This window comes from Oceanispirochaeta sp., from assembly GCF_027859075.1.
Taxonomy (GTDB): Bacteria; Spirochaetota; Spirochaetia; order DSM-2461; family DSM-2461; genus Oceanispirochaeta.
Window position 1 is genome coordinate 1 of sequence record NZ_JAQIBL010000225.1, and the last position, 8,630, is coordinate 8,630.

At 50.9% G+C, this 8,630-nt stretch carries 7 protein-coding genes and 1 pseudogene; all 8 read right to left on the bottom strand.

What is annotated here, in order from left to right; genetic code table 11:
* Positions 1–5: 5 nt before the first annotated feature.
* Positions 6–95: a rubredoxin gene (locus PF479_RS20825; protein ID WP_367277237.1), complete on the bottom strand. Its 90-nt coding sequence runs from the start codon at positions 93–95 to the stop codon at positions 6–8.
* Between the two features lie 33 nt (positions 96–128).
* Complete coding sequence (locus tag PF479_RS12540) at positions 129–1,271, bottom strand: citrate/2-methylcitrate synthase (protein ID WP_298007088.1); 1,143 nt, start codon at positions 1,269–1,271, stop codon at positions 129–131.
* 61 nt (positions 1,272–1,332) lie between these two features.
* Positions 1,333–2,544, bottom strand: a complete 1,212-nt coding sequence (gene odhB, locus PF479_RS12545; protein WP_298007091.1) for a 2-oxoglutarate dehydrogenase complex dihydrolipoyllysine-residue succinyltransferase — start codon at positions 2,542–2,544, stop codon at positions 1,333–1,335.
* Positions 2,541–5,282 carry a 2-oxoglutarate dehydrogenase E1 component gene (locus PF479_RS12550; RefSeq protein ID WP_298007093.1) on the bottom strand — a complete coding sequence of 914 codons (2,742 nt, stop codon included), beginning with the start codon at positions 5,280–5,282 and terminating at the stop codon, positions 2,541–2,543. The genes odhB and PF479_RS12550 overlap by 4 nt, the downstream gene beginning before the upstream one ends.
* A 10-nt stretch (positions 5,283–5,292) precedes the next feature.
* Positions 5,293–6,162, bottom strand: a complete 870-nt coding sequence (sucD, locus tag PF479_RS12555; RefSeq protein WP_298007096.1) for a succinate--CoA ligase subunit alpha — start codon at positions 6,160–6,162, stop codon at positions 5,293–5,295.
* Complete coding sequence (gene sucC / locus PF479_RS12560) at positions 6,159–7,307, bottom strand: ADP-forming succinate--CoA ligase subunit beta (RefSeq protein WP_298007099.1); 1,149 nt, start codon at positions 7,305–7,307, stop codon at positions 6,159–6,161. The genes sucD and sucC overlap by 4 nt, the downstream gene beginning before the upstream one ends.
* A 6-nt stretch (positions 7,308–7,313) precedes the next feature.
* A complete protein-coding gene (locus PF479_RS12565; RefSeq protein ID WP_298007102.1) occupies positions 7,314–8,030 on the bottom strand; it encodes a succinate dehydrogenase/fumarate reductase iron-sulfur subunit in 717 nt (238 codons plus the stop codon).
* A 49-nt stretch (positions 8,031–8,079) separates the two neighbouring features.
* Positions 8,080–8,630, bottom strand: a pseudogene (locus PF479_RS12570) (hypothetical protein); the annotation flags it as partial.

Below are 8,630 nucleotides of genomic sequence, written 5' to 3' on the forward strand. Positions count from 1 at the left end.
CCCTCTTATGCGTAAGTGCCTTCGGGAATACTCTGTTCTGGATCACCATCGGAGGGATCATATATATAACCACAGGCATTACAAACCCATATCATTTTTATCTCCTTTAATGTCTATCCACTAAGGGCTTAACGATTTTCGATTGGAATAAATTCCCTGTCCAGTGGTCCTTCAAAAAGAGCCTTAGGCCTGAAGATCCTGTTATCCTGCCTCTGCTCCAGGATATGAGACAACCATCCCGGTGCTCTGGCCATGGCGAAAATGGGCGTAAACAAGGAGGATGGAATATCCATGAGATCATAGACTGCTCCTGAAAAGAAATCCACATTGGGGTAGATAGCCTTTTCTTTCTCATCCATCATTTCACGGAAGACCTTCTGAATTTCTTTCAGCATATTGTAATTCACCGAGTTTCCTTTTTTAGCAGAAAGAGTCTTCAGATATCCTTCCATCAGTACAGCCCGGGGATCCATGGCCTTGTAAACTCTGTGACCCATGCCCATAATCTTCCTCCTGGTCCGGCTGGCTTCTTCCAGAAAGGGCCTGACATCATTGACGGAATCGATTTCCTTGAGCATGCTCACGACCTTCTCATTGGCTCCGCCATGAAGAGAACCATAAAGAGACCCGATGGCGGCGGAAATACTGCAGTAACATGTGGAAAGGGATGACGCAACAACCCTGGCCGTAAATGTTGAGGCGTTCAGACCGTGCTCGGCATGAAGGATCAGACATTTATCCATGATCTCACCCTCTTCCCGGTCCGGGGCGACTCCCCGGAGCATGTAGAGGAAGTTGGCGCCATGATTCAGATCGTCCCGGGGAGCAATAGATTCCTGTCCATTCTTAATGCGGTGAAAGGCGGCGATAATAGTGGGTAACTGGGCAATCTGATGCAGTGTCTGCCGGCAGTTGCAATAGGCGGAGTGTTCAATCTTATGGTCTACATAGCCGCTGAGAAAATTGATGGAAGACTGAAGCAGTTCCATGGGGTGTGATTCCCGGGGGAAACTTCTGATCATATCCAGAATGGGAGGACTGATCTTGCGGGATTTTCTCATTTTTACTGTAAAATCATCCAGTTCCACCCGGTTGGGCAGATGACCGTAGAGAAGGAGATAAGAGGTTTCTTCAAAGCTGGAATACTTTTCAAGAACTTCTATGGGATAACCGTAATAGTACAACCTTCCTTCCTCACCATTGACCCTGCAGATGCTCGTCTTGGTAACAAAAACACCTTCCAAACCCTTATGAATCACTTCTTCTGACATCATCAAACTCCTTATTAGGACATTTCACTAGACTCCGGGACTTCCCGGAACCGGCTGGGTTTTACAAATCGATAAGAATCCTCCGGGGATCCTCGATATCCTTCTTCACGACATTCAGAAAACTCACCGCCTCTCTGCCATCCACGATCCTGTGATCATAGGTCAGGGCCAGGTACATCATGGGACGGATGACAATTTCATCATTTAAAACAACCGGTTTCTTCACAATAGAGTGCATCCCCAGTATGCCTGACTGACCGGGAGAGGGTATGGGAGTGGATAACAGACTACCGAAAATACCGCCGTTGGTGATGGTGAAAGTACCGCCGCTGAGCTCATCGGGCAGAAGTTTCCGTTCCGCGGCTCTTTGAGCAAATGAGATGATCTGTGATTCGATCTGTGCAAAAGACAGACCGCCGGCTCGTCTGAGAACCGGAGTGATCAGTCCCTTATCGGTGGAAACGGCGATACCGATATTCAGATAATTTCGGAGCAGAAAATCCTCTCCTTCGATAACGGCATTGATCTGGGGATATTCGGCCAGGGCTGCACAGACGGCTTTGACAAAGAAACTCATAAACCCCAGTTTGACCCCCTTGCTCTTTAAAAAGTCATCTTTATAGAGATTTCTTATTTCCAGGACCGCCGACATATCCACCTCGTTGAAGGTTGTCAGATGGGCAGACTGCTGCTTGGACTGAACCAGATTGGCTGCAATTTTCTGTCTGATCCGGGTCATTTTCTTCCGGGTAAACTCCTCTGAAAACGGAACCGGGACGGCCCCCTCAGCCGGAAGAACCGGCGGAACCTGAACAGGAGGGGCAGGTGGTTCACTCGCTGTCGGTTGGACAGGCTGGATTCCCTTGGATTTGACATATTTCAGAACATCCTCTTTGGTGACATGTCCTTTCTTCCCACTCCCGGGACCATCCATGGATTTCAGACCGTAAGCCTGAAGAGTATGACGGACCGAGGGGGAGTAATGATCTTCGGAAGCGATACTGGTGTTGATTTCAGGAACATCAGGACCGGCAGATTTCACATCCGTATCCACCTCTGCCACGGACTGACCGATCTCCACTTCTGAATCTTCCTTGACGAGGATTTTCAGGACTCCTGCCACAGGAGAAGGAACAGCCAGGGTGGCTTTATCGGTTTCCAGCTCGAGGACCTCTTCTCCCGCCGCCACAAAATCTCCATCCTGCTTCAGCCATGCCGCCAGAATTCCACCGGTGACGGATTCACCCATTTCGGGAATTATCAGTTCAATCATTTATCATTCACCTCTTCAAAAGCTTCTTGGAGGAAGGATTCAAGTTCTTCCATATTCTTAACATGGGCGCCCGCGGAGGAACTGGCCGAAGGAGGCCGGCCCACATAAGACCAGTTCCGGTCACCCAGACGGCTGAGCCGTTCCTGCAGGAAAGACCAGCTTCCCTTGTTCCGGGGTTCTTCCTGGACCCAGCGGAGTTGCCTGAACCAGGGATAAGACTTGATCAGCTCTTTCAGCCTCAGTTCGGGGAAGGGGTAGATCTGCTCCAGACGGAGGATGGCGCATCTCTCACTGTCAAGCTGATCCCGCCGTTCCAGCAGATCGTAGTAGACCTTGCCCGAACAGAGAAGGATAACCTCGGCTTTCCGGTATTTCGGATCATCTTCCAGGACTGTCTGGAACTGGCCTTCCTCCAGATCCTTCAGATCAGAGACTGCCAGTTTATGCCGCAGAAGGCTTTTAGGAGTCATCAGGATCAGAGGTTTTCTGAAGGGCTGAATCATCTGTTTCCTCAGGATATGGAAATACTGTGCCGGAGTCGTGAGATTACAGACCTGCATATTATCCTCGGCACAGAGGCTGAGGTAACGTTCCAGATAGGCATTGGAATGCTCCGGACCCTGCCCTTCATAGCCATGGGGAAGGAGGAGTACCATACCGCTGGAGCGGAACCACTTCTGCTCTCCCGAACAGATAAACTGATCGATGATAGTTTGGGCTCCATTGGCAAAATCGCCGAACTGTGCCTCCCAGAGAACCAGTACCCGGGGCATGGCCAGAGAGTATCCATACTCGAATCCCAGGACCGAAAACTCTGAAAGAGGACTGTCATACACGGAAAACACACCCATCGGACCTGAAGGATCTTTTTCAAGATGATTCAGAGGGGCATAGGATTGTGGATTTTCTGCAGACACATCCCACCACTTGGCATGGCGCTGCGAGAAGGTACCCCGCCCGCAATCCTCTCCGGAAAGACGGACATGATAGCCCTCCGTCTGGAGACTGCCGAATGCCAGGGATTCGGCAAAAGACCAGTCGATCCCCGTCTTATCATCCAGTGCCTTCCGCCTGTTTTCTACAAATCGCTTCAGCTTGGGATGAGCCGTAAGGCCTTCGGGAATAGTGGTTAAGACCTCACCGATCCGTCTAAGCCGGTCTGGAGGAACCCCGGTGGGAGGAAAATCAAAAGAATACTCAAAGGTCATGCCTTTCCAGTCCCCCTTACGAAAGGCGTTATTCCACTGGTGGTCTCCATAGCCCTTGGCTTCTTCAAAATCGGCAGCCAGTTCCGTAATATAGGAGAGCCTGAACCCCTCCTGCTCAATCTTGGACTGAATATTCTTCTCTTTCAGGATTTCACCATAGAGGGTGGTCACCGAGGGGTGCTTTTTAATCAGATGATACATGATGGGATGGGTAAAGGAGGGCTCATCCGCCTCATTGTGGCCCAGACGCCGGTAACAGATGATGTCAACAACCACATCATAGCCGAATTTATGCCGCCAGCGGACAGCCAGATCCATGGCCTTGATCACCGATTCGGGGTCGTCTCCATTGGCATGGAATATGGGTATGGGAAGGGATTTAGCCACATCAGTGGCAAAAAAAGTGGACCTGGAATCCCGGGATGCCGTGGTAAAACCGATCTGATTATTGATGATGATATGGATGGTTCCTCCCGTCCTGTAACCCTTGAGCTGAGAAAGATTCAGGGTTTCATAGACGATCCCCTGCCCTGAAAAAGCGGCATCCCCATGAATCAGGATGGGCATGACTTTCTTCCGGTTTGTGTCGCCCCGTCTTCTCTGGATACCCCTTGTTTTTCCTTCCACTACCGGGTTCACGGCTTCCAGATGACTGGGGTTGGAAACCAGAGAAATGTGAAGACTCCTGCCTTCATCATCTGAGAAATCACAACTCTGTCCCACATGATACTTCACGTCCCCGCTGCCGCCGTATACATAGGGCTGATAGTTATTCTGAAACATGGCGAAGATTTCGGCGGCAGGTTTGCTGATGGCATTGACCAGGACGTTCAATCGTCCCCGGTGGGCCATGCCGATGACAGCTTCCCTTATTCCCAGACTGAAGGATTTTTTGAACAGATATTTAAGTGCAGGGATAACAACCTCTCCTCCTTCCAGGGAGAACCTCTTCTGCCCCACAAAGCGGTTGTTGATGAATTTCTCAAATTCCTCGGCCCGGATTAAATCCTCCTGTATCCCCTTTTGAAGAGAAGGATTAATAGGAACTGATTTCTCGGGACGTTCCATATTAGTGATCAGCCAGTTCCGCATGGAAACATTCTGAATATGGAGGATTTCGGCTCCCAGAGTTCCACGGTAAACCTCATCCAGACGCTTGATGATCTGCTCCAGGGGCATTGATTCTTCCTTGAAAAAACGTCCCGGATTGAAGGATTTCCCCAGATCCTCCGGGTCCAACCCGAACTGCTCGGGTTTTAATGACTCCACCCCGCCCTTCATGGTCAGAAAGATGTATTTCATCTCCCTGGTCATGTAGTGTCCCAGAGGATTCAGATGACCATGGAGGTGCCCTGCATCCCGGTACGCCCAGATCAGGGCGTTGAGGCGGCTCTGTTTATCAGAAAGGGTATTGTCAATAGAAGAAGAGGAACCTCCCAGCTGGTCCAGGTCTTCTGAAGAAAGTTCCCCACTCTCCAGGAGAGATTCCAGATAGGCTAGATTGTCGATGGATATGCCCTTGTCAGCCATTGTGTTCCTTCTAGTTCAATTTTTTCTTTATCAAGCCGGGAATTTCATCCGGTTTATCGGCAACATCGACCCCGGCGGCCTCAAAGGCGGCAATTTTTGCCTCGGCCGTTCCCTTTCCGCCGGAAATAATGGCTCCCGCATGGCCCATCCTCTTTCCCTTGGGAGCAGACCGTCCCGAGATAAAGGCAACGACGGGCTTGGTCATTTTTCCTTTGATGAACTGAGCGGCCTCTTCTTCGGCTTCACCGCCGATTTCACCGATCAGCACCACAGCCGTGGTGTCCGGGTCGGCTTCAAAGCGCTCCAGCAGATCCACAAATCCGGTTCCGACGATGGGGTCTCCACCGATTCCGATACAGGTGGACTGGCCCATTCCAGCCAGAGTCAGCTCGTTGACAACCTCGTAGGTCAGGGTTCCCGACCTGGAAATGACACCGATTCCTCCGGCCTTATGAATGCGTTTAGGCATGATGCCGATCTTGCTCTTTCCCGGAGAGATGAGGCCCGGACAGTTGGGCCCGATCAGAACAGATCCCTTTTGACGGGCCCGATGGTATAGATCTGTCATATCCTTCACAGGGATACCCTCGGTGATGCACACCACCAGGGGAATGGCGGCCTCGAGGGCCTCCCGGACGGCAGCGGCGGCATAGGGGGCGGGAACAAAGACAACCGAGGCATCCACCTGCTGCTCTTTCAGGCAGTCGGCTACAGAGTTGTATACGGGAATGCCTTCCAGGTTCTGTCCCCCCTTACCGGGAGTGACACCGGCAACAATTTTTGTACCGTCCCCCACCATGGTCATGGTATGGAATGAACCGTCCCTACCGGTAATTCCCTGAACGATGACTTTTGTGTGTTCATTTAAGAGTATGCTCATTTTCGTCCTCCCTCTGGATAAGCCAGGGCAACAACTTTAACAACCGATTCGCTGAGTCCGTCATAAGCCTGCAGGCCGGCGGCTTCCAGTAGAGCCCGGCCTTCGTCCTGATTGGTCCCCACCAGACGGATGACCAGAGGCAGATCCATATTGATTTGTTCACGGGCCATGAGAAGCCCCTTGGCAATGTCATCACAACGGGTTATCCCGCCGAAGATATTGATCAGGATGGCCTTGACCCTGGGATTACCGGTGATGATTTTCAGGGCCGTGAGAACCTTGTTCGGATTGGAGCTCCCTCCCACATCCAGGAAGTTGGCCGGTTCCCCTCCCGCCATTTTGATCAGATCCAGGGTCGCCATGGCCAGACCTGCCCCATTGACGATGCAGCCGATTTCCCCATCAAGGCTGACAAAACTGAGCCCCGCCTCCCGGGCATCCTTTTCATCCTGACTGGTCTCTTCCGCATTCTCCAGAGCCTGAATCTCAGGGTGAGCAAAAAGAGCATTGTCATCAAAGCTCATCTTGGCATCGATGGCCACAAGGGTACCATCATCCACAATGGACAGGGGGTTGATCTCTGTCAGGCTGCAGTCCTTATCCAGAAAGAGCTTATACAGTTTATCCAGAATATCCCGTGCCTGAGCGGTATGGGACTCTGTTTCAAAGATCTCTTTCAAGGCGGAGTTATAGAGATCCGGATCGGCACCGGTTCCTGCGAAAAAATCTATTTTTAGAATCTGATCGGGAGAGTTGACCGCCAGATCTTCAATGTCCATTCCTCCGGCCTTGCTGAGCATCAGAGTCACGGCCTTGGTACTCCGGTTTGTTATAAAACCAGCATAGAATTCCTTCTTGATATCCGCAGCTTCGGTGAGGATAATTTTCTCTACGGGAAATCCCTTTATGGTCAGCTTCAGTATGTCTGTACCATACTTGACAGCCTCTTCCACGGTTTTGGCATATTTCACTCCCCCCGCCTTACCCCGTCCTCCTGTGAGAACCTGGGCCTTGACGATGGTCTCACCTCCCAGATCTGCAGCCGCCTGGGCCAATTGGCCGGAATCTGTCACAAGACGAAAGGCCTTGATGGGAATTCCATAAGACGCAAACAGCTCTTTAGCCTGGTATTCATGTATATTCATGGAGCACTATTCTCCCTTTCTCTTTTTGATTTCTCTCTTGGTCATGTTAATGAGCTTTGTAATTTTGATTCCCCTGGGACAGACTTTTGTACACTCAAAGTGATTGTCACAAGCCCAGATTCCATTGGGCTGATCCAGTACAGCAATACGCTCATCCAGACCTGTATCCCTGCTGTCAAAGATAAATCGGGTAGCATGAACCAATGCGGCCGGTCCCAGAAAGTCAGGATTTATTTCCAGAACGGGACAGGCGGAATAACAGGCTCCACAGTTGATGCATTTGGTGGCATCGTCTATGGCATCCCTCTGGAGCTGACTTTGGATGTATTCTCCACTCTCCGGTGCCTTATCAACGGGAATCAGATAAGGGGAGATTTTTTTAAAACGTGCCAGGAATTCGCTTTGATCTACCATCAGATCCTTCTGGACTGGCAGATGACGGAGAGGTTCGATAAGGATGGAATCTCCATCGGCTTCGGCCACGTCTTTGATCAGGGTTTTACAGGCCAGACGTTCCCTGCCGTTGATCCTCATGGCATCGGAGCCGCAGACTCCGTGAGCACAACTCTTGCGGAAGGCCAGAGAGCCGTCTTCATTCCTGTACACATGCATCAGGGAATCCAGAACCCTGTCGGTGGGCTGGGCCTCAACCTTATATGTATCAAACCGGGATTCTGAATCCGTCTCGGGGTTGTATCTAAATATTTTCAATTCAATTTGCATAGGATCTCCTCATTTAAAGGGTTGTCAGATAAGGGGCACAAATCAAGGATCAGTAGATTCTGGGTTTTGGTTCCCATTTATGGACATCCACATCCCTGTATTTAAAGGTCACCTTGTTATCCTTTATGGAACTGAGACTGTGTTTCAGCCAGTCTCCGTCGTTTCTATCTGGGAAATCATCCCTGGTATGAGCCCCCCGGCTCTCCTGACGATTGAGAGCGGAAGAGGCAGTATGGAGGGCCAAATCCAGAAGATTCCCTAGTTCAAGAACGGTCTGAACCTCGGCGTTGAAGTTTTCTGCCCGGGCATGTACCGAAACGTTTTTATAAGCCAGGCGAAGGACCTGAAGGGAGGAAACAGCCTTTTCCATTTCGCTGCCTGTTCGATAAACACCGACCTTTTCCATCATCGTTTCCTGCATGGAATCGAAGATCCTGCCCGGGTGGGTTCCCTTGCTGGATTTCAGCCTGTTGATACGGTGCCGCCACCATTCGGCCTTGTCGTTATCGACTCGGCCCTGAGGGGCGCCGGTAACGTATTTCGCAATGTGCTGTCCGGCTCTGCGGCCGAAGACAACCAGGTCTACCAATGAGTTGGTTC